This window comes from Cytophagaceae bacterium ABcell3, from assembly GCA_030913385.1.
Lineage (GTDB): Bacteria > Bacteroidota > Bacteroidia > Cytophagales > Cytophagaceae > ABcell3.
In genome coordinates, this window is record CP133159.1 from 3140090 (window position 1) to 3163175 (window position 23086).

At 37.9% G+C, this 23086-nt stretch carries 18 protein-coding genes; 12 read left to right on the plus strand and 6 right to left on the minus strand.

Annotated features, from left to right (window positions below):
• Positions 1-514 precede the first annotated feature (514 nt).
• Positions 515-1105 (minus strand): hypothetical protein, encoded by a 591-nt coding sequence (locus RCC89_12715; GenBank protein ID WMJ74018.1) that lies wholly within the window; start codon positions 1103-1105, stop codon positions 515-517.
• Between the two features lie 95 nt (positions 1106-1200).
• Here RCC89_12715 and RCC89_12720 point away from each other — a divergent pair, with 95 nt between their 5' ends.
• From RCC89_12720 to RCC89_12755, 8 genes are all read left to right on the plus strand, one after another.
• Positions 1201-1644: a peptidylprolyl isomerase gene (locus tag RCC89_12720; protein ID WMJ74019.1), complete on the plus strand. Its 444-nt coding sequence runs from the start codon at positions 1201-1203 to the stop codon at positions 1642-1644.
• A gap of 486 nt (positions 1645-2130) precedes the next feature.
• Complete coding sequence (locus tag RCC89_12725) at positions 2131-2922, plus strand: murein L,D-transpeptidase catalytic domain family protein (protein ID WMJ74020.1); 792 nt, start codon at positions 2131-2133, stop codon at positions 2920-2922.
• Between the two features lie 1166 nt (positions 2923-4088).
• Positions 4089-4709: a hypothetical protein gene (locus tag RCC89_12730; protein ID WMJ74021.1), complete on the plus strand. Its 621-nt coding sequence runs from the start codon at positions 4089-4091 to the stop codon at positions 4707-4709.
• On the plus strand, positions 4706-5011 hold the full coding sequence (locus RCC89_12735) for a transcriptional regulator (protein WMJ74022.1): 306 nt from the start codon (positions 4706-4708) through the stop codon (positions 5009-5011). Before RCC89_12730 ends, RCC89_12735 begins: the two co-directional genes overlap by 4 nt.
• 59 nt (positions 5012-5070) lie before the next feature.
• Complete coding sequence (locus RCC89_12740; protein WMJ74023.1) at positions 5071-6513, plus strand: DUF4173 domain-containing protein; 1443 nt, start codon at positions 5071-5073, stop codon at positions 6511-6513.
• Between the two features lie 8 nt (positions 6514-6521).
• On the plus strand, positions 6522-6773 hold the full coding sequence (locus tag RCC89_12745; protein WMJ74024.1) for a hypothetical protein: 252 nt from the start codon (positions 6522-6524) through the stop codon (positions 6771-6773).
• Positions 6774-7177: 404 nt separating this feature from the next.
• A complete protein-coding gene (locus tag RCC89_12750; protein WMJ74025.1) occupies positions 7178-7543 on the plus strand; it encodes a diacylglycerol kinase family protein in 366 nt (121 codons plus the stop codon).
• A complete protein-coding gene (locus tag RCC89_12755; protein ID WMJ74026.1) occupies positions 7540-7947 on the plus strand; it encodes a DUF2809 domain-containing protein in 408 nt (135 codons plus the stop codon). Before RCC89_12750 ends, RCC89_12755 begins: the two co-directional genes overlap by 4 nt.
• Positions 7948-8373: 426 nt before the next feature.
• Here RCC89_12755 and RCC89_12760 read toward each other — a convergent pair whose 3' ends face one another.
• From RCC89_12760 to RCC89_12780, 5 genes are read right to left on the minus strand one after another with little or no spacing between them, the layout of a single operon-like run.
• A complete protein-coding gene (locus RCC89_12760; protein WMJ74027.1) occupies positions 8374-11502 on the minus strand; it encodes a two-component regulator propeller domain-containing protein in 3129 nt (1042 codons plus the stop codon).
• A 12-nt stretch (positions 11503-11514) separates the two neighbouring features.
• Positions 11515-12522 carry a hypothetical protein gene (locus RCC89_12765; protein ID WMJ74028.1) on the minus strand — a complete coding sequence of 336 codons (1008 nt, stop codon included), beginning with the start codon at positions 12520-12522 and terminating at the stop codon, positions 11515-11517.
• 22 nt (positions 12523-12544) lie between these two features.
• A complete protein-coding gene (locus RCC89_12770) occupies positions 12545-14941 on the minus strand; it encodes a PKD domain-containing protein (GenBank protein WMJ74029.1) in 2397 nt (798 codons plus the stop codon).
• A gap of 41 nt (positions 14942-14982) precedes the next feature.
• Positions 14983-15963: a PorP/SprF family type IX secretion system membrane protein gene (locus tag RCC89_12775; GenBank protein ID WMJ74030.1), complete on the minus strand. Its 981-nt coding sequence runs from the start codon at positions 15961-15963 to the stop codon at positions 14983-14985.
• Between the two features lie 55 nt (positions 15964-16018).
• Positions 16019-16390, minus strand: coding sequence for a globin (locus tag RCC89_12780; GenBank protein ID WMJ74031.1), 372 nt, complete (start codon positions 16388-16390; stop codon positions 16019-16021).
• Between the two features lie 263 nt (positions 16391-16653).
• Between RCC89_12780 and RCC89_12785 the strand changes: the two genes are divergently transcribed.
• The 4 genes from RCC89_12785 (at position 16654) to RCC89_12800 (ending at position 23022) form a co-directional block, all read left to right on the plus strand.
• Positions 16654-16875 carry a CDGSH iron-sulfur domain-containing protein gene (locus tag RCC89_12785; GenBank protein ID WMJ74032.1) on the plus strand — a complete coding sequence of 74 codons (222 nt, stop codon included), beginning with the start codon at positions 16654-16656 and terminating at the stop codon, positions 16873-16875.
• A gap of 86 nt (positions 16876-16961) precedes the next feature.
• Positions 16962-18839: a DNA topoisomerase IV subunit B gene (locus tag RCC89_12790; protein ID WMJ74033.1), complete on the plus strand. Its 1878-nt coding sequence runs from the start codon at positions 16962-16964 to the stop codon at positions 18837-18839.
• A gap of 220 nt (positions 18840-19059) precedes the next feature.
• Positions 19060-21573, plus strand: coding sequence for a DNA gyrase subunit A (gene gyrA, locus RCC89_12795; GenBank protein ID WMJ74034.1), 2514 nt, complete (start codon positions 19060-19062; stop codon positions 21571-21573).
• Between the two features lie 339 nt (positions 21574-21912).
• On the plus strand, positions 21913-23022 hold the full coding sequence (locus RCC89_12800; GenBank protein WMJ74035.1) for a hypothetical protein: 1110 nt from the start codon (positions 21913-21915) through the stop codon (positions 23020-23022).
• The last annotated feature ends 64 nt before the right edge of the window (positions 23023-23086 follow it).

A 23086-nucleotide genomic window follows, 5' to 3' on the forward strand; every position in this document is an offset into this window, starting at 1 on the left:
AAGCTTATAAACAAATTCTGCCGTGTCTCGTTTTTCCTGCAAGGCTTGGTAATTGTTTATAAGCTTTTTTATTAGCTAAAACATTATTGCCCTATTAATTAAAAAAAAGCGAAGCATCTTTTTTAAGCCTATTATTTTTTATAAAGTCCTTTTTCATTCAATGAAAGCTGAAGCAACATTGAATCAGAAGTTGCTTTTAAAATGAGCGGCTCAAACCCTGAATAAACTAGGACTAAATGGCAGGCTAAAGGTTTTGCTTTTCTAGGGATATCATGTAAATTACCGCCTGTTTATATGTTTTATCAAAACACCACCTGTTAAGACGAGTATGGAAGTTTTTGCGGTAATAGTAGCAGCAGGGTTAATTTTATTTATCATACCTGTTATTTGCGGCCAATACGCCAGTACCACAGGAAGGTCATTCTGGACATGGTTTATTATAGGGTGCTTCTTATCTTTTATTACTCTTTTTATACTCCTAATGCTACCTGATAAAAATCCAGAAAACGATAGCTCAGAAAATAATACTCATTAGACTTGAGAAACGGGTACGTACCTCTTTGTCTAAAACTGTATAGTCCTCCAAGGGAAACCTGGCACCCAATTTTACAAAATCCCTATTTTCAATAATGTGCCTGAAAGCTTCCTTATCAAGCTCTGAACATGGCTTAAAAATGGTGTCATCATAATAATACTCCCATGGTGTTTTACTAATGCAAATGAAGGGTAGTGTCTCGCGTATTTTCGGAGCATGCTCCAGCAATAAGTCTGCTTTTTCTTTGAGCATATCCCCAGAAACAAGCATTTCAATACTAAAGGCATATCCCCATAAAAAAATTACCCTAAACATAAAAAGGGAATCTTTACTGAATAAGCTTGGAAAATCTAAGACTATATACGGCAGCCCTCTGTAATTTTCTCCTTTTGATATTTTAGGGGTAAGCCTGGTATTTGCAGGCAAGACAACTGACGATTTTGCCAAATGGTGGCTAAGTTGCGAAGAAAGTGCGTCAAATGCACCGGTAACTTTTTGTAAGATAGACCTTTTGGTAATGAGAAAGTCAGTGTTTTTTAAAACAGAAAATTCATATTGGGAAAAATTCATTAATAAAATTCGCTTTTTATTTCCTTTTATTCAAATCTTCTTTTTAGATTGAAAGCAAATAAGTATTATTTAATCAATATTTAAAAATAGTTTCTATGATCAATGCTGTAATGCATACCGACAAGGGAGTAATGAAAATTGAGTTTTATGAAAAGGATGCTCCCAATACAGTGAAAAACTTTGTAGACCTTTCCAAAAAAGGCTTTTATGATGGCTTAAGCTTTCATAGGGTAATCCCTAACTTTGTTGTCCAAGGAGGATGTCCTGATGGTACAGGTGCAGGTGGTCCAGGATATACCATAAAATGTGAACTTGAAGGGGAAAATCAATATCATGATAAAGGAGTTTTATCTATGGCGCATGCTGGTAGAAATACCGGTGGTTCCCAGTTTTTCATTTGTCACAACAGAGACAACACACAACACTTAGACAGAAACCACACCTGCTTTGGGAAAGTAGTAGAGGGGTTGGATGTGATTGACCAAATAAGACAAGGTGACAAAATCCAAAAAATCGAAATCACTGAAAGCGCATCATAATAGTAAAAGCACATTTCTCAACTTAACAAAAGCAGTCTTCACAGGCTGCTTTTGTCATTTATGGCCAAATCAGCCAGCAGTAGCTATTCTTGAAGAAAAATATTTTTTCAAATATTATATAAATATTCATTTTTATTCGTACAATCATGTAAGGTTTTGTCCATAATATTTAACAGGTTGTATCTTGACTCTTATATAGTATTTTAAAACAGTGCATTGGGAAATAAGAATGCAGAAACCGGCATAAAAACCAGAAAAATCGTGCGTGACTGTAAGTTTTGCCTTGTTTTACCAAGCATAGGTAAACTTGTGGATAATTTAGGAGCCTACCTGATTTGCCAGCAAAAAGGAGATTCTTCTATATGGTAATAATGCTCAAAAACCATTTAAACAACATGTCATATCCTGTTAAAAATTGTGTGGTTTTGTCAGAACGCAAGCAAGCAGGGTTTTGTAGTTATTATGAACCTGTTTTTTAAGACCTATATGAAACGATTTATTATTTACACTTTAATTGCACTATTTATTTACACACCAAGAAGTGTTTTTTCTCGTGATGAGAATTATTCAGAATATGTTGTAAAAAGCACTGAGTCACTTGACAAAGCAGTAGACAAAGTAAAAGGTTCACAAGAAAGAGAAAACTATGAACAACACCTGGAGGAAATCTATAAAGCTGCTGCACTAGACTCTACCGGGTTAAGTTTCGAAGTGTTCCGTAAAGGTGTTACTGGGTATTATAACATGTTGGAAAACCAGGTTTTGCAAAACCAGTCAATTGTTACCATTATAGACTATACCAAACCATCTACAGAAAAAAGGCTTTGGATCATTGATTTGGATAAAAGGGAGATTGTGGAGCATACATTAGTAGCCCATGGTAAAAACACTGGTGATAATGTAGCATTAAACTTTTCTAATGCACCAGGCTCACATATGAGTAGCCAAGGTTTTTTTGTTACCAAGAACATTTACCAAGGAAAACATGGAAAATCATTGAGAATAGAAGGCCTTGATGAAAACTTCAACAACAACGCTTTGTCACGGGCCATAGTCATTCACGGAGCAAGCTATGTTTGCGATGACTTTGTTAGTCAAAACGGAAGATTAGGCAGAAGCCACGGATGTCCAGCCGTGCCTGTAGACAAGACCAATACAATTATTGACCTAGTCCATGGAGGTAGCTGTGTTTTTATAAACTCTGGAAGTCCAGATTACTACTCAGATTTTTTAAATGAAAACGCTGCAATCAAAATCTACAATGCGATGAACGCTTGATTGGATCCAATACCAACCCATCAACCATAAAGAGACCGCTTGTATCAGCGGTCTCTTTTTTAATCCGCCCCTACGGAGCTATTTTAAACTGTCTGAATCAGAATTCTCAGAATTTCAGGATTTACTCACAAATCTATCCCTAAACCAAACTGCCCCTTTACCCAACCACGTCTTTGCGAGGAGGAACGACGAAGCAATCTCATCGTCAGGTCTAGTATTATACCCCTACAAATATTCAACCAAAACAGCTTACCACAAACAGATTGCCGCGGCATTGCTTCATAAGGAACTAAAGCTTTAAAATTTCACCTAAAGAACTTTAACAACCACTAACTTACGCCTCGCAATGACGGGTAAGTTTTGGCTTTCTGATAATTACAACTCTTAACCAGTACATCAAAAAAGCTCACAAATCTATCCCTAAACCAAGCAGCCCCTTTACCCAACCACGTCTTTGCGAGGAGGAACGACGAAGCAATCTGATCGTAAGGTCTAGTATTTTTCCCCTACAAATATTCAACCAAAACAGCTTGCCCCAAACAGATTGCTGTGGCATTGTTTCATAAGGACCTAAAGCCTTAAACTTTCACTTCAAGAACTTTAACAACCACTATCTCGCACCTCGCAATGACGGGTAAGTTTTGGCTTTCTGATAATTACAACTCTTAACCAGTACATCAAAAAAGCTCACAAATCTATCCCTAAACCAAGCAGCCCCTTTACCCAACCACGTCTTTGCGAGGAGGAACGACGAAGCAATCTGATCGTAAGGTCTAGTATTTTTCCCCTACAAATATTCAACCAAAACAGATTGCCCAAACAGATTGCTGTGGCATTGTTTCATAAGGACCTAAAGCCTTAAACTTTCACTTCAAGAACTTTAACAACCACTATCTCGCACCTCGCAATGACGGTTAAATTCTGATTTTCTGCTATCTACAACTTTAATAATAATAACCTTTCATCCCGACGAAGGAGGGATCTGCCAGACAGTTACACTTACCAATAAAATTTAGCTCTAACTGACAACATTTGTACTTAAACAAAAAAAATGCTTTGTCCCTAAACATGAAAAAAAGAGGCAAACCAACGCAAAAAAAATAAAACCTTTCTCTTGCAAATTGAGAATTTGTTAATTTACTTTGAACAACAAAGTACTTTAACATATGGCAGACACATTAGAACACCTAAAGGAACTCAAAGAGATTCGCTCTTTAATGGATAAGTCCTCAAGATTTATATCTCTGAGTGGGTTATCCGGTGTTTTTGCTGGGATATATGCACTTATTGGAGCAGCCGCTGCTGCATGGTATCTAAATCTGCACCTGGTAGCAGCCACAGGAACGCATTACATGGAGAAGGAGGACTTTTATCTTTTTTTCTTTATTGATGCCGGTCTCGTTCTTTTATTCACAATCGGTACAGGAATCCTTCTTACGGTAAGGCAAACGAAGAAAAAGGGGCAAAAGATTTGGGATAGCACTAGCCGCCGGTTGATTGTGAATGTAGCAATTCCTATGATGGCAGGAGGGGGGTTTATTATAGGGCTTTTGTACCACGGACTAGTGGGGTTGGTGGCTCCGGCAACCTTGGTGTTTTATGGTTTGGCTCTACTCAATGGCAGTAAATATACCCTTACAGATATACGGTATTTAGCATTTTGCCAGATAGGACTCGGTTTAATTTCTATGTTTTTTATTGGCTATGGACTGCTTTTCTGGGTCACTGGCTTTGGTTTTATGCATATTATTTACGGAACCGTTATGTACTTTAAATACGAAAAGTGAAGTCTTTAATAACCAATTTAAATAAAGCTTTTGAAAACCGGATTCGACTGGGTATTATGTCAGTACTAATGGTAACTGACTGGGTAGACTTTCGCGAGATGAAAGAGAAACTGGATGTCACTGATGGCAACCTGGCTAGTCATGCGGCCGCCCTGGAAAAGATTGGTTTCATAAGGGTACGAAAATCATTTATTGGTAAAAAGCCCAATACTGCTTTTTCGGTAACGGATGAAGGACGCAAAGCTTTTAAGGAACACCTTAATGCCTTGGAGTCATTGATTCGAAACAATGAAAACTTATGAGCCTATATTTTTTTGCCTTTTAACTTTGAAACTCAAAGTACTTTTAAATAAAAACAACTATGAAAAAATCTGATGCTTTGTTTATTGTTTTAATAGCTGCTTACAGCTACTTGTTTTATGCTCAATCGGCAGGCATAAACTTTCTCTTGTTTACTATTTTGGTAACAAGCAGTATTGCACTCCAAAAGCCTTTTTTGATGAAAAGCCCTGCATGGTTGGTGGCGGCTATAGGGAGTATATTGGCCTCAGTTTGTGTGTTCCTTTATGGTAACACGCTGTCGGTTTTTGCAAACATCTTATCCATGCTTCTGGCTGCTGGCTTTTCAGCTAATCGTAAGGCTTCGGTTATCTTTTCCTTGTTGCATGCCTTGTATAGTTACGTGATGAGCTTGCCTGAGATGTTTATCCAATTTGCCGAAAGGCTCGAAAAACATCCAGATAACCCATCCGGGGATTGGATAAAGAAGGTTTTGGTTGTTGTCCTGCCTGTGCTTGTGACATTCTGTTTTGTTCTTCTTTACCGAAGTGCCAATCCTCTTTTTGATGAACTGGTGGCAAAGATCGATTTAAGCTTTATATCGTGGGGAATGCTCTTTTTCACCCTCACGGGTATGCCTTTAGTATATGGAACATTTGCCCAAAAGCATATCCCATGGTTGAAGGAAATAGACCAGGCTGCTTCTGATAAACTACAGGAAAACAGTTCTGATAGCGGTTTCTTGTCATCTATAGTCAATGAATTTCAGTCTGGTGTGATTTTGTTGTACCTGCTAAATGGTCTTTTGCTAGTTGTAAATGTTGTTGATTTTCAATTTCTTTTATCATTAAATAAGCTTCCTCATGGAATTACTTATTCAACATTTCTACACCAAAGCATTAACACGCTAATTTTTTCTATCATTGTTGCTATTGCTGTTATTCTATTTTATTTCCGGGGAAACCTAAACTTTCATAAAAACAGGAAACACTTGAAGGTACTGGCTTTTGCCTGGATTGTTCAGAATGGTATTCTCATCATAACCAGCGCTGCAAAGAACAATCTGTACATCATGGAATATGCATTGACCTATAAAAGGATAGGCGTATATGTGTATCTGTTGTTGTGCCTGATAGGGTTAATTATTACCTATTTAAAGAATAAAAATACTCATAGTAATTGGTTTCTGTTCCGAAAAAGTAGCTGGGCTTTTTATGTGGTATTAATAGGCAGTTGCTTTTTTCCATGGGATCAAATAATTGTCTCGCACAACCTTTCCAAACCTGCGCCTGATGAAAGGTATTTATTATCCTTATCCGCTTCTGTAATACCTGAAATGCTCCGTTACCAGCAAAACTATGGTTCTGACCCAACGGTCAGTATGCTACTGAGTGAGAAAGCTATAAGCTATGCTTATAAACAAAACGATAAAGGCTGGCAGTCTCTGAACTTGGATGATGTAAGGGTACAACAGGCCATTAAGGAAAACTGGCAGTTCATTAAAGCTCATCAAAACCTAAAGTAAAACCAACTATGATAAAAACTAATAGTGAAATTCGTCTTGCAGCGATAATGGCTATCATGTCCGCTATGTGCTGCGGTATGCTAGGTCTTAGGATATTTTTGAGCGGACAGACTACCTACCTGTTTTTGATATGGAACTTATTTCTGGCATTGATCCCCTTAGTGTTAGGGCTTAACCTTTATGCTTTGAGCAAAAAAAGTAGTCAAAATACCCTTGTAATGGTATTGCTGGGCCCTTTTATGGCTTCTGTTTTTTCCTAATGCACCGTACATTGTTACAGATCTAATCCATCTTAAAGAAAAACCTTCCATTCCGCTTTGGTACGATGCTTTTCTGCTTTTTACCTTTTCAATTACCGGGCTTTTTAGCGGTATCATCTCCCTTTATTATGTGCATCAGGCATTTCAAAAACTGGTCAGGTTTGCTTATAACTGGCTCTTTATTGTTTTTATACTTTCCCTTTCCGGCTATGGTATTTACCTCGGCAGGGTGCGAAGGTGGAATTCCTGGGACTTATTTTTTAATACAGAAGCCCTTCTCAAAGATGCCTTATTACACCTTACAGACAAAACAGCCATAACAATTACTGTTTTGTTTACAGGCTTATTGTTGTGCATATATTTTTTGCTTGCAACATTTATGGATAATCAAAACCTTGAAAAATATGATTCTTAAAAGCATTAAAAGTTTCCGGTATGCCTTTCAGGGGTTATGGATTATGATAAAGATGGAAAACAATGTTAGGGTACATCTTACGGCCACAATTTTCGTACTACTTCTTGGCTTATCTTTAAAGCTCTCGAGTGGGGAGTGGTTGTGGATTAGTCTGTCTATATTTTCTGTCTGGCTGGCTGAAGCGTTTAATACCGCTATGGAAAAACTGGTAGACTTAGTCTCTCCGGAAAAAAACGCATTGGCTGGATTAATAAAAGATGTGGCGGCTGCCGGTGTACTTTTGGCTGCTTTGTTTTCGGTAACGGTGGCTTTACTGGTTTTTACTCCTTACATTATGGCCTTTTTAAATTTATGAAGATAAGGTTTTTATATTTTGGTATTGTTCTAATAATTATTGTCTTGGGAATGTCTTCCAGAGTTTTTGCTTCTCAAATCCCGGTTTTTATAGCGGATCATGCCGGCGATGCACTTTGGGCAGCCATGGTTTACTTTGGATGCAGGATGCTTTGGCCAGATAGAGGGATGGTTTTCTCTGTTGTACTAAGTTTGTCTTTTAGCTTTTTTATAGAGCTAAGCCAGCTGTATCAGGCTGAATGGCTTAATTATCTCAGAAGTACAACGGTTGGCGCTTTAGTATTGGGGCGTAGTTTTGTTCTAATTGACTTTGTTCGGTACACCATAGGAATTGCCTTAGCATATTCTTTAGATTATGTACCTAAAGTTTTGAATAGAAGGATTCGGAAATTCTTTTCCGTATAAATGAATGGGGCATTTCTCCAAACCGTTTAGCGGTTCTCGGGGGTAATATTCTCATACTTGCCAATCTATTTTTGGTGGCTATTAAATTGCTCCGGAGCTTGCAAAGGAAAGGAAGTATAGCTGAAGTAGGAATGTCAATAGCTTTATTTTTACCTCTTTATAGCGTATGGACTATTATAGTAGTATTTGTTTTTCCGCTAATTTTTGGTGTTAAATAACAAAATTCCAAGTTGCCAGTTCTTTTAATAGAAGGCATTCAAAAGGAGTGAAGTTGGCAGAAGTGTTTAGATGTGTTGATAGGCTAGAGGGGAAATTGAATGCGTAGCGTTGGTAAGTGCAGAAGTTAAGTTAGTAAATAAAAAAAAGGCAGGCCCGTAAGTCTGCCTTTTTTATTTAATATCTGCTAAAAAAGTTTATACATTTCCCCTATTTAAGGTTGGGTATATAAATATCAATACTAGTACCTTCATTCAAGTTTGAGTCAAGCTTAACAAACCCTTCAAGCCTTGTTGCAATCTTTTGAACCACATATAAGCCCAAGCCAGACCCTTTTGACAAACTTGACCCTCTATAAAACATCTCAAAGCACCTGTCTTGTACAGATTTATCAATCCCCAAGCCATTATCGCTCACAGTAATGATTATCCCATTTCTATAAGTAGCAATCCTTATTTTGATGTAAGAAGATGGCCTTTCTGGGTTATAGAAAAAGATAGAGTTGTCAATAATGTTTTTTAAAATGGTGTGTAGAAGCTTAAAATCATTGTAAAACTCCTTTTCAACTTCTATTGTAACATCAATCTTAATATTTTTTACAGCACACTCCTGTTCTACTCCATCTTCTATTACAGAAGCAACTAATTGATTGAAATCAACCATGCAGCTATCAATATCAGCTTCTGTCATTTCTACAATCTCAATCAGGTTTTTGGTTATAGCGTCTAAACGGTCAACGCTGTCATTTATCATATTTAGATAACTATGCGCTAATCGTTCTTTTAACTCCATTTTGCCTAGTTCAGTCAAACCCTTAACAGATTTTAGTGGCCCTCTTATATCATGAGAAGACTTGTAAATAAATAAATTAAGTTCTTTATTAGTTTGCTTTAGCTTCTCTTCACTTATTTTTTGCTTACGCTCAGCCCGTTTACGAACCCTGATTTCAGATAGTAATTTAGATTTTTCTTCCTGAAGGACTTCTCGTTGTTTTCTAAGGTTATCAGTTCTCACCTTTACAAACATAGCCATTAACCCTAGCCCAGAAGTGGCTGTTAGAATCATAAACCACCACGTTTTCCAAAATGGGGATGACACAGAAAACTCAAATGATACAGCTTTACTGTTTACGCCCATATTATTCACAGCCATGGCTTTAAATGTATAATCACCAGGAGGAATATTGGAGTAAGTAATAAAGTCTTCATTGGTAATGAGTGACCATTCACTGTCAAAGCCTTCCAATTTATACTGATACTTGACTTTGTCAGGAGCTGTCAAGCTAATGCCAGAAACAGAAAATGTCAGGTGATTTTTATTATGGGGCAAGACCAGGTTTTGAGGCAACCTTGCCAGTCCGGTTACATTTTTAGAAAACTGGTTCCAGTCTGTCTTCTTAAAGAAAAGGCTTATGTCCGAAAGACTGATCAATGGTCCAGCCATCATTGTTTTATCAGCTCTAAAATTATATTTTAAGAGGCCATTTCCAGTTCCAAAATAAATATTGCTTTGGTCTTCTATTATAGAGTGGCTATTGACTCCTTCGACTAAAAAACCTTCCTTTTTTTGATATTTACTAAAAGTGTTTTTTTCTACCAAAAACTTAGAAATTCCAGTTTTGTGCCCCACCCAAATATTACCGTTACGGTCTGCATGTATAGAGTAACAATAGTTAGAAACCAGTCCATCTTTGGCTGTATAGTTATAAACAAACTCTTTGCCGTCAAAAATAAAGATACCCTGTCCATAGGTTCCAATCCAAAGATTACCATCCTTATCCCTGGCAAAGCAGTTGGTTTCGATACCGCGTGTATCGATAGGAGAGGGGTGGTTAATAATTGAGTCATTTAAAAAACAAGAGAGACCAGTACCATGTGTAGCAAACCAAATATATCCTAAGTTGTCAGGATAAGCATAAAAAACATTATTATGTGCCAAGCCATCTTCCATAGTAAGGTGCTTAAAGCTTTTATCTTTAGAGCGGTAGTTAAAAACACCTTCTTCAGTAGCAATCCATATATTGCCGTTTTTATCCTTAGACAAACCTTTTATCCTATTATGTAAAAGATTATGAGAAGAGTAAAAAAACTTTTCAGCTATTTTATCTTTCCTGCTGTATTTCCATACACCTTCCCTAACAGTCCCCAATAGTAAATCACCTGAATCATCTTCACAGATGCTTGTGATTTCAAAGCTATTACTTGAAGTTTCATTGGGTAATTCAAAGACCACTTCTGGCACTTTATTACCACCGACCATACCAACAAGTTTGTTTTCACATCCTAGCCACAACTGCTGTTGGTCATCTAAGTACAAAGCAGCAATGTCATCACTGGGAAGGCCATCTTTATGGGTGTAGAGCGTAAATACAGGATCCATTAACTGATCTAGGCCACCACCTACAGTGCCTATCCAAATATTGCCTTCGCGATCTTCCAATATCGACCTGACATAATCACTGCTTAGACCAGAAGATGTAGTATAATGACCAGCTTTTTCATAGCCGTCGTCATTATTATAAAGCCTGTGAATACCTTCTCCCAAAAAACTTAACCAAAGGTTACCATCCCGGTCTTCGTAGGTCAGGTTAATTTTTTGTTCAGCAAAATCCAAAGGTATGGACACTTTTTGTAAAGGATTTTTACTTTTCTGCCGGTACTTGTAAATGCCTTCTTCCCCGGTAGAGATCCAAAAAGCGCTATTTTCTTTTGCAGGGGAAATATTAAGAACCTGGACATCATTCAAAAACTCCTTAAGAACGATAATCTCTTTTTTTTCTAGCTTGCACAACAACAATCCTTCATTGGTACCAATAAGGATTTCACCGTTTGCAAAGCTCCTAATAGAGGTGATAATTCTTTCTTCAGGAAGCTCTATATGGTGCACCCCTGATTTTAGTCCAACTAATACAAGTCCACTGGCCTGTGTAGAAGCCAATAATGTTTTATCAGGAAGGTCTGCAAACCCTGTAATACTACTTGTAGCGTAAGCACCTGTGGGCAGGTGCTTAAAGTCAGTACCATTAAAGTAAGAGATTCCTCCATGATAATGACCTGTCCACATAATTCCATCAGGAGAAAAATGAGAGGCAGTAATAAAATTTTCTGCGAGACCGTCAGAAATTTTAAATGTTCGGAAATTCCGTCCATCAAATCGGCAAAGGCCTTCTCCCGTACCTACCCATAAAAAACCATCTTGGTCTTGCTGTAAGGCATACACATATGATTGCGGTAGGCCATCATTAATATCAAAGTTGCGAAAATTAAATGTTTGTGAAGATGCATTTTGGAGAAAAAGCACCCAAACTACACTCCAAATATAAAGCTTCTTAAAACTCAAGGACCGACTAATTTATTTGTTTGAATTGAAAGGTTTAACACCTATTTCATATTTAAACTTTGGCGTTCCACCTATAGGAGATGTATAAAAAGGCAGTGCCTTTCCATATTGGTTGGTAATATAGAAAACTACATTATTATTATTAAAATCTTCAGTTTTGATGATCTGAATATCCAAAGAAGTATTCTTTTCCTGATCAGAAATTTTATGCGTACTAGTTACCCAGTCGTTATCACCAGAAATTTGTACATCTTCATGCTTTTTTGCCACTGAAACAATTCTAATCCTACCATCATAGTCAAAGTCGAAGGTATGGATTTTTACTGCTACGACATCTTTGCTTACGAATGGATAGATATGAGAAACTGACCCAGCTTTATCTGGCAAACGGAAGGTATATTCGAAGGTAAAAGAGTTAGCCCCTTCAATTGGGATGTTCTCAACAGGCGAAGAACTCAAAAAGTATTTATAAAGGTTTCCATCATCTCCTGAAATGCCTTCTGCAATTACTTTAAAAACATAACCTCCATACTCCTTTACATACTCACCTTCTACGGGATTAAAAGGGCCAAAAGAGTACCAGTTTTTATCATACATGGATTGATTTCCAAATGTCTTTGAAGCGATCAGTATGCCTGATTTATTCTTTCCCTCCGGATCTACGGAAGTGGCAGCAGGGTCAGTTATACAGCCTTTACCTCCATAAATACTAAACTTTGTTTTAGTATCAGCAACTCCTTTAACTTCATCATAACTCCCACCTGTATCAGGGTCATAAACCCGTATAAAAACTGGTTTTTTCTGATCAGGCGGTATTACAAAGAAAAAGGTTTGGCTAAAATCGTCATCTCCCCACGAAGGATCAGCATCTTTACCAAAAGTTACCAAAAAAGGAATATTTTCTTCCGATGAAGGTACTGGTTGAGCTTTAAGGTTAGATAAACATCCTGAAAGAACACAGAAAAACACGGCCATAAAAAGACCAGGAACCTGTTTTGATATAGTGTTTTTATTCAGCATGCACGTTTAAACTTACTTAAATTTAGTCAAAAACAAAACGAAATTCAACCCTTCTGTTAAGATATCTACCTCTTTCAGTAGAATTACTTACCAAAGGTCTTGTAAAACCATATCCTTTAGCTGTAATTTGGTTTTTACCAACGCCTATAGACACCAGGTAATCTTTCACGGCTTCCGCTCTTTTCTGAGACAACTTTAAGTTATAGTCATGTGTGTTGATATTATCTGTATGCCCAGCAATTTCTACTTTTACATTATTATGTTTCTTAATCATCTTTGCCAACCTATCCAACTCTGCATATGATTCGCTGGATACTTTTGATGAGTTAGAGTCAAAGAAAAGATTATTTATTCTTAAGGAAAAATTGTCATCAGCCATATGCTCTATGGCAACAAGCTCAATGTTCTTTTTGATTTCTAAACTCCGGCTTTCATCCCTAAGGTCTATATGATTAGAAACAGAGTAGTGGTCTGGGTATTCTGCATAAAACCCATAAAGACGGTTGTTCATTAGCATAATTTCAAACCGCCCTTCAGAAGAATCTGTAGAAAAAACAGCAATTTTTTTACCATAAGTTAAATCCTCAAGATATACTGTCGCCGGCAATGGTTCTCCAAAACGATTTATGGTTCTTCCGCTCAAATATGTAACAGATGTAGGTTCTTGACTTTGCGATGTATTGGATGTGTCGTTTCCAGATACAAGCTTCCCATTGCTAAAAGCAACGACTTGAGCATCCTCGAAGCCCTTTTCTTTAATGTCTACATATAAAGGATATGCGGCTAAAAGTTCGGTTTCTTCTCCCACTGTATACCCATATTGCCCCCGGTCATAATATTCAGAAACAGGTTGATCAATACCACAAAACCGTTCAGAATCCAAAGGGATAGGGGTTTCAGAAGAAGTAAGCTGCACTTTATATATAAGAGAGTCACTTTCCGATGCATGGTGCACAGAAGACAATTGCCCAGACGCCTGCATTGCCAAAGAGTCAACCATCAAACTATCATTGGCAGGGACTTTTATCTTTTTAGTTACGCAAGAAGAACATTCTCCACCAGAGATATCGGATACGCCTGAAATATTAAGGTAAACCTCATAAACACCAGGTGACGAATACCTGTGCTTCACTTGCTTGCCTAATGAAGTAAAACCATCTCCAAAGTCCCATAGATATTCATCTATAATACAATGCGGCAAGGATGATCTGGAAGCATCAAATATAGCTGTATTGTCAACAACTTTTCCGCCCACAAGCTCAAAATAAGGCTTTCTGATAGGGTCTATAGAAATTTCATAAGTAGCTTCATTAAAGAAGACTTTTCCTGTAATACTGTCAATAATATTTAACTGTATAGTATAAGAGCCAGATTTTTCATAGCAATGGTTTATTTCTGCGCCCCTTTTTTTATTGCCATCACCAAGAGACCACTCATAAGCCAAAGGTAAAGAAGACTCCTCTAAAGAACTTTTTTCGAAAAAAGTGAAGCAAAAATCGACATTTTGAACTGTGTCACATTTAGGACTGCTTCTTTCAAACCTATAAATATTATCTGCAGATCCATTACGGTTAGAAGAAAAGTAGCCAGTAATGCCATTTTTTTCAATGAGAAACCCAAAATCATCAGCATCTGAGTTTACAGGCTTTCCGAGATTAGATACATTTGTCCATTTGTCATTCACAAAACTAGCAGAATACACATCGAGTCCACCTAAACCTTTGTGTCCATCTGAAGCAAAATACAAACTTCCGTCATGGGTTATATAGGGAAACAGCTCATCACCACTTGTATTGACATCAGGACCAAGATTCATTGGTTTACTCCAGCTTCCTTCTTTGTAAACAGAAACGTAAATGTCGCTCCCTCCATACCCACCTGGCATATCGGATGCAAAAAACAGTTTAGTCCCGTCTGCAGAAAGGCTAGGGTGACCGTTTGAATATTTGTCACTGTTAAAAGGAAGGCTTTGAATATTCACCCACTCATTATTTACCATCCTTGCCCTAAAAATTTTTAAAGAATAGGCATCTTTCTTCCTTTCTTTACCTACAGAAGCCGGGTTAAGGTTGGCCGTAAAGAACATAGTAGAATAGTTTTCATCAAAACAAACAGGCCCCTCGTTGAAACGGCTAAAGAATATCCTGGAAAATAACCTTGGTTTAGTCCATCGGTTGGCATAGGTATTCTCTGTATAAAAAAGATTACTCATTTGATGCCCCGAACCATCAGAGAAAAAAGAAACACTGTTTACACTCTTCCGAGCCGAACAGAAAATTATGCCATCTCTATACGGTACTGCGCAAAAGTCAGAAGCCGTAGAGTTAAATGGCATGTGAATCACTTTATATAAAGTGGTATCAGCTTGTTCTTCCGACAAAAGCTGTCCGTGCAGCTGACTGCTAAAAAAAATTAGCATTATCACAACAAGCGTATAAATATTGCAATAATACCTCATGACTATTTAAAATTTCTAGGATGTACAGTTTTTACATTATAGCGAAAATTATAGGTCAATACAAGCTCGTGTACTCTGGCGGTAATACCGCTCCACCGATGTGCCCACCGTTCAAAAGAATAACCTATGTTAAATTGCCCTAATTCCATTTGAGTTATTAACGCTATTGACCGCTCTGGTCTGAAAGATCCACCTATAGAAAATCTTTTGTCATAAATGACACTTCCATTAAAGTCTGCAAAGACACCACCTGAACCAAACCTTCTCAGAAGAACGGATGGCAATACATCAAAATTTTCATTTACACGAAAAGTGTTTCCAATAATAAAAGTATATAATCTATGTGGGACTATATTGGATATAGTTTCTGGGATATTTATAGTACTAATTACATTATCAGGCAAAGCAAGCCCTACAAAGAAATCATCAACATGATAATATACGCCTCCGCCAAAACGTGGCAGAATAGCATTGCCCAAAGTATTTTCGTCATCAAAAGTATTTAAATCATGCCCTATAAACCTCGCACCACCCTGTACCCCTAAAGAGAGATGTCCTTTCTTCACAGGTATTCGCCATGCATACATAGCCATTACATCAGCCGTAGGTCTATCTCCAAACCTATCGAGCGCTATAATACCTCCCACATTGTAGTTCTCACCACCTATAGGACTGTGCAGGGAAACTGACTGTATAAGCCGTCCGGCAGAAAAACGATGATCCTGATACCGGTGGTGCGCTACTGCCGTGAGTGCTTGGTTCTTACCAGCATATGCTGGATTAATGACTAAAGGGTTAAATATATACTGATCCAGAAGCTGGTTATGCTTATCAGCTTGTGCCAACGCAGCACTGTGAAACCCTAACAGGGCAAGCACCAAAAAGACAATTTTATATAGTTCTGTGATCAATTTTTCCTTAACTAATGTTGAAGTAATACTTTGAAATGGGGTAGGATCCGCATTTATTACATTAATGTGCAATAATATATATTTTTTTCCACTCTTTTATTTGTTTAATCGATAAAACATCACATTCCTATTGCTTATTGACCATAAAAAATGCGGTTTGTGGAAACCTATTAAACAAATCTTCTTTTAACTGTTCATCTACAGGGAGTTGCTGAATAGCAGCATGCATGCACTTTAACCAGGCTACTGCCGAATCTTCGGATATTTCATGGGGCATATGCCTGGCCCGCATTCGCGGATGGCCATATGCTTCTGAATACAAAGAAGGACCTCCCAAAAACTGAGTCAAAAACATGTATTGCTTCTTTTTTATTTCTTCCTTTGGTGTTCTACTGAACAGGTGGCTTATATCAGGATCAGCAAACACCAAATCATAAAATTTATCAACAAGCAATTTTAAATTTTCAGCCCCCAATCTTTCATAAACAGTTTTATCCATGGTCGTTTTTGTAAATTTTACACTAATCTAAGAAGTGATCGGCTGTTCTTATAATTTTTAAATAAAAAAAATTGCGTTAATTTTAAGCCTGAATATGCAAAAAATGCATACTTGTATATAAATAAGACTACAGATCAGTTACTTAAGACTTTTTCAGGGCTGAAAGAAAGATAAACTGACATGATACTGGCTTAAAACGCTTATTTACAGCAAAGGATATCGATTTAATTTTTTAACCCAAAAATATAGAAAGAACGTACATTATGGCATCAACAAAACTAACCGTAAACAACAATGGATCATTGAAAGTTGAAGGCGATTTTGAAATAGTAGATCAGCAAGGCAATGTTTATGATCTCGGAGGCAGAAATTTAGTTAGTCTTTGCCGTTGTGGGCTTTCTCAAAATAAGCCTTTTTGTGATGGCGCTCATAAAGGTAAGCTTGATCACGAAGCAAAAGCTTTTGATTTACCTCCAAAAAAATAAAATTTATTATCTTTATCTTAAAAAAAGCTTACTGCTTTTAACAAAAAGTTTTTAAAATTTAACCTATACAAAAGGTTTCTACCCGTATGGCGGAAAATGTTACTTATAATGAAGACAGTATACGGTCGCTGGACTGGCGTGAGCATATTCGCCTTAGGCCCGGCATGTATATTGGTAAACTAGGAGACGGCTCTTCTCAGGACGATGGTATCTATATACTTGTAAAAGAAATCCTGGACAATGCCATTGACGAACACATGATGGGGCATGGGCGTACCATTGATATCAAAATCAGTGAACACAAGGTTGAGGTTCGGGACTATGGGCGCGGAATCCCTTTGGGGAAAGTCGTTGACTGTGTATCCAAAATCAATACAGGTGGAAAATACGACTCTGGCGCCTTCCAAAAATCGGTAGGGTTAAATGGGGTTGGTACCAAAGCGGTCAATGCATTATCGTCTTATTTTAAAGTGCAGTCTGTCCGTGATGGGATGACAAAAATTGCTGAGTTTGAGAAAGGGCAACTAGTTCAAGAGCACAAAGAAGAGGCATCGAGCCTACGGAATGGTACCTTTGTCAGTTTTGTGCCTGATGGTACTATCTTTAAGAACTACCACTTCATTCCTGAATTTCTGGAGGAGCAACTGTGGAATTATGCATTTCTCAATGCAGGCTTGACCATAAACTTCAATGGCCGTAAGTTCCATTCAGAAAACGGGCTTCTTGACTTGTTACTTCGTAAAACAGACGAAGAAAACATCAGGTACCCCATTATACACCTAAAAGGCAATGACATTGAAATAGCCCTGACCCATGGCAACCAATATGGAGAAGAGTATTACTCATTTGTTAATGGGCAACACACTACACAAGGGGGTACCCATTTGGCAGCATATAGAGAAGCCATCGTTAAAACATGTAGGGAGTTTTTCAAAAAAGATTTCGACGCCTCTGATATACGTGCGTCTATCGTAGGGTCTATAGCTATAAGGATTCAGGAACCGGTATTCGAATCTCAGACCAAAACCAAGTTAGGTTCTCAAAACACATATCCCGATGGGCCAAGCTTAAGAACCTGGATCAACGATTTTGTACGGACAGAGTTAGATAACTATCTCCACCAAAATCCTGCGACTGCAGAACAAATGCACAAGCGAATTTTGCAGTCTGAAAGAGAGAGAAAGGATATAGCAGGTATTAAAAAATTAGCCAACGAAAGGGCTAAAAAAGCTAACCTTCACAATAAAAAATTAAGGGATTGCCGCTATCATTTGGATGACGGAAAAGATGAAAGAAAATATGAAACGACACTTTTCATAACCGAGGGTGACTCTGCAAGTGGTTCCATTACCAAATCCAGAAAAGTAGAGACACAAGCAGTATTTAGCCTTCGAGGAAAGCCTCTAAACTGTTTTGGGCTGACCAAAAAGATCGTTTACGAAAATGAAGAGTTTAACCTCCTTCAGCATGCCTTGAATATTGAAGATGGACTAGACGGTTTAAGGTACAACAGAATTGTCATTGCCACTGATGCCGACGTCGACGGTATGCACATTCGGCTTCTTTTACTTACCTTCTTCCTTCAGTTTTTCCCTGACTTGGTAAGGAATGGACACCTTTATATACTAGACACACCTTTGTTCAGGGTCAGAAATAAAAAAGAGACGATTTATTGCTATAGTGAAGAAGAGAAAAGCAATGCAATAAACAAGTTAGGGAGCAAACCAGAAATCACACGATTTAAAGGGTTAGGAGAGATCTCCCCGGAAGAGTTTGGTACATTTATAGGTGAAGACATTAAACTCGACCCTATTGTATTAAAGAAAGAAACAAGTATACCTAAGCTTCTTAGCTACTATATGGGCAAGAATACACCAGACAGACAACAGTTCATTATTGAAAATCTAGTTATAGAAAAAGACATAGTAGAGACAATGGATTTAGGTACGTCTAAATATGCTTAATTAATTAGCTACTAATCAAATTATTACAATAAATTAAATAAAGTTAAGATTTAAGTATAAAAGTAATTCCAAGGGAAGATTCTACAAGTTTGAGGAAGTTGAACCTATACAAGAAATATATAACCTATGTCAACTCCACTTAAAATTGACAGAAAAGAAGGTTTCTTCAACAGGATTTACTAAATTGCCTTATTATTTTATTTTTATTATTCAATAAACGATGGCTGAGAACGACAATATTATTCCGATCAACATTGAGGATGAAATGCGAAGTGCTTACATAGACTATTCTATGTCGGTAATCGTATCCCGGGCACTACCCGATGTGAGAGATGGGCTCAAGCCCGTACACAGAAGGGTCTTGTATGGAATGTCCGAACTCGGAGTAAATTATAACAAACCTTATAAAAAATCAGCAAGAATAGTGGGAGAGGTACTTGGTAAGTATCACCCCCATGGCGATAGTTCTGTGTATGACACCATGGTACGTATGGCCCAAGAGTGGTCTTTGCGATATCCGATGGTAGACGGGCAGGGAAACTTTGGTTCGATAGACGGGGACTCTCCGGCTGCCATGCGTTATACCGAAGCCAGGCTAAAAAGGATTGCTGAGGAAATGCTTTCTGATATCAACAAAGACACTGTTGATTTCAGCCCTAACTTCGACGACTCATTAGAGGAGCCTTCTGTACTTCCTGGAAAAGTTCCAAACTTACTTATCAACGGAACCTCTGGTATTGCGGTGGGTATGGCTACGAATATGGCGCCACACAACCTTACTGAGGTGGTCAATGGTATTATTGCTTACATTGAAAACAATGAAATCACCATACCAGAACTCATGGAGCACATCCAAGGACCAGACTTTCCGACGGGTGGTACCATTTATGGAGTACAAGGAATAAACTCTGCATATGAAACAGGTAGGGGACGTGTAGTAATGCGGGCGAATGCGGTTTTTGAAACAACCTCAACAGGCAAAGAGCAGATCATTGTTACTGAAATTCCTTATATGGTCAATAAGGCATCAATGATTGAGAAAACTGCTCAACTGATCAACGAGAAAAGGTTAGAGGGCATTTCTGATTTAAGAGACGAATCTGATAGGGACGGGCTTCGTGTCGTTTATGACCTTAAAAAAGATGCGGTACCAGGCATTGTATTAAATAACCTTTATAAATATACACAGCTTCAATCTTCTTTTGGGGTAAACAATGTGGCCTTAGTTAAAGGCAGACCACAGACACTAAACCTAAAAGACATGATCCACTATTTTGTGGAACATCGTCATGAGGTAGTGACCAGGAGAACTGAATATGAGCTAAAAGAGGCTGAAAAAAGGGCGCATATCTTGCAAGGATACCTTATTGCTCTTGATAACCTTGACGAGGTGATCGCCTTAATACGTAACTCTCGCGACCCAGAAACTGCTAGGGAAGGTCTTATCAGCAACTTTGAACTTTCGGAAATCCAAGCCCGTGCCATTCTGGATATGAGACTTCAGAGGCTTACTGGCATGGAGCGCGATAAAATCGTTAAGGAATACGAAGAAGTAATGGCACTCATTGGCCGTTTAAAAGAAATTCTAGCAAAGAAAGAGCTTCGTATGCAGATCATCAAAGACGAGCTTACAGAAATGAAAGATCGTTATGGTGACAAAAGAAGGACTCAAATAGAACATTCTTCAGATGAGATCTCTATAGAAGACATTTTAGCAGACGAAGAAATGCTCATTACCATTTCTCATGAAGGATATATTAAAAGAACACCACTAACTGAATATAAGGCCCAAAGTAGGGGTGGCGTGGGTTCTAGAGGCGTTGTTACTAAAGACAACGACTTTACGGAGCACCTGTTTATGGCTACAACCCACAATTACCTGCTAATATTTACAGATGCAGGAAAAGTATACTGGTTGAGGGTTTACGAGGTTCCTGAAGGTAGTAAAGTTTCTAAAGGCAGAGCGCTTCAAAACCTTATAAATATTGAAAAGCACGAGAAGGTACAAGCTGTTATCAATGTTAAAAATCTACACGACCAGGATTATATCAACAATACTTTCCTGGTTATGTGTACTGAAAAAGGTACCATTAAGAAAACTAGCCTTGAGGCATACTCTCGTCCTCGCTCTAATGGTATAAATGCCATTACCATCAATGAAGGGGATAAGTTACTGGATGTGCGCCTAACTACAGGAAGCGATGACCTGGTAATAGCGTTACGTTCTGGTAGGGCTATCAGGTTTAACGAAGAACACGTTAGGCCAATGGGAAGAACCGCTGCAGGTGTCCGCGGTGTAACCCTTCAAGATGAACATGATAGAGTAGTTGGTATAGTTCATATTAGTAATACTGAAACGAACCTGCTGGTCGTATCTGAAAAAGGATATGGAAAACGATCTGATATAAATGACTATAGGATCACCAACAGAGGTGGAAAGGGTGTTAAAACAATTAACCTAACTGAGAAAACCGGTCCACTTGTTACCATAAAAGATGTAACAGACCAAGACGACCTGATGATTATCAACAGGTCAGGTATTGTTATCCGTCTCAGGGTTTCAGACTTGAGAGTTATGGGACGTGCTACACAAGGTGTGCGGTTGATCAAGTTGAACAAGAAAGATGAAATCTGCTCGGTTGCAAAAATTGAGCGGATAGAAGACGATGAAGATGATGCGCCTATAGATCCAAATGTAGTCATTGACGGTAGCGAAAGCGATGACGATGAATAAAAACACCCAATAACTTATACCGGAGGATATAATTGAAGAAAAAGCCATTGCATTATTAGCAGTGGCTTTTCTTTTTATTAGTAAACCTGAATCATGCGACAGATTTCGTCATGAGGAACAAAATAACACTTAATCAGTACTTTTGCAGCGCTATGGTCAAGACACAAATGTGAGCGAAACAACTGATTGATTTATTTTACTCCGCAATAGAAAATCCTATCGCATATTTGAGGTTAAACCTTATAACCGAGCAGATTCAAAACAAATCATCAGGTTATGAATTACACTATCAAAGATATATATTGCGTTTTTAATTTTCAGGCATAAACCCAAGACCCTATGAAACTATTTGCATCAATTTGCACAGCTATTCTTTTATCTTTTCAAGTCATGGCGCAGCAGGGAGCTGTAACCAATGCAATATTGTACCAAAGAGACGGAGAACTGGATAAGGCTGTTTCTGAAATTGAAAAAGCCATTGACCATGAAAAAACCAAAGAAAAGGCTGAAACCTGGTATTATAGAGGAGTTATTTATCAATCTATTGCCTATAGTGAAGGCGAAGCGTTTGAGTCTTTCAAAGAAGGTGCCCCTGAAAAAGCGCTAAAGTCTTTTCAAAAAGCAATGGAGCTGGATACTAAAAAGAAAAAGTACTATAAACAGTCTTCGGAAAAGTTAAGTAACCTTTACCCAGCTTTTATTAACCAAGGATATGCCTTATATGAAGCAGGAAAATATGAGCAAGCTGTAAGCAGCTTCGAAAATGCACAGTTGACCAACCCTAAAGACACCACAGGCTATGTGTATGCTATGTATGCAGCAGAGCAGGTACAGGAATATGATAAAATAAAAAAATACATCCGCGACTTGAAAGAAATTGACTATTCAAGCCCTTACTTATACTACACTCTTGTACGCATTACCAACAATGTAGACAAAAACCCTGAAGAAGCCATCCGTATCAGCCAAAAGGCTTTAGAGGAGTTTCCTGGAAATTCTAACCTGTTAGAGCAACAAACAAACATCCTTATTGCCGAAGACCGCAAGGAAGAAGCAATAGAAAACCTGGAGGCCTTATACAAAAATGACAAGAACAATGTCACTGTCCTTACTCAGCTTGGCGTGTTATATGACCAGTCTGGGGAAAAAGACAAAGGATTAAGTTTTTACGAAAAGGTTCTTGAACATGAGCCTGAGCACTACATTGCCAATTTTAACAGCGCTGTGATTTATTATGAAAAAGGGGTGAAGTCTCTAGAGAAGCAGCAAGACTTAAGAGGAAAAGAAAAGTCTGAAGAGTATAAGACAGTTAAAGCCCAAGGAGAGAAGGACTTTAAAGCTTCTCTAGGTTATGCCAAGGTGGCAGCAAAAAAAGCTGAAGACCCGGAAGATAAAAAGAATATTCAGCTATTAATATCGGAAATAAACAAGGTTCTTTCGCAACCATAAATTAAATTTTAAATTTTTTTAAAAATAATTAAGGTTTTATAGGAATATGAACTTTATTTTTACG